This window comes from Actinomadura sp. SCN-SB, assembly GCF_043906805.1.
GTDB lineage: Bacteria > Actinomycetota > Actinomycetes > Streptosporangiales > Streptosporangiaceae > Spirillospora.
This window is the reverse complement of the sequence record NZ_JBIMPP010000216.1, coordinates 1-273: the sequence shown is the minus strand read 5'-3', so window position 1 is coordinate 273 and position 273 is coordinate 1. Positions and strand designations below refer to the sequence as shown.

The window sequence follows — 273 nt, the reverse complement described above, 5'->3', positions numbered from 1 at the left end:
TTCCCCAAGGACACCGATGCTGACCTTGACCAAGGACACCTTCGACGCCCAGGCGCTCCACGCCGACAAGCCGGTACTGGTCGAATTCTGGGCGGACTGGTGCCCCCCGTGCACAATGATCGCCCCGATCCTCGATGAGATCGCCACCGAATACGCCGACCGCCTCACCGTGGGCAAGATCAACGGCGACGACCACCCCGAAATCGTCGCCCGCTACGGCGTCATGGGCTTCCCCACCCTCATCCTCTTCCGCGACGGCGAACCCGTCCACCG

At 65.2% G+C, this 273-nt stretch carries 1 protein-coding gene; it reads left to right on the top strand.

Annotated features, from left to right (window positions below):
• Positions 1-16: 16 nt before the first annotated feature.
• Positions 17-273: thioredoxin family protein (locus tag ACGWYJ_RS39105; RefSeq protein ID WP_395111771.1), on the top strand; the 257-nt coding region annotated here is incomplete at its 3' end.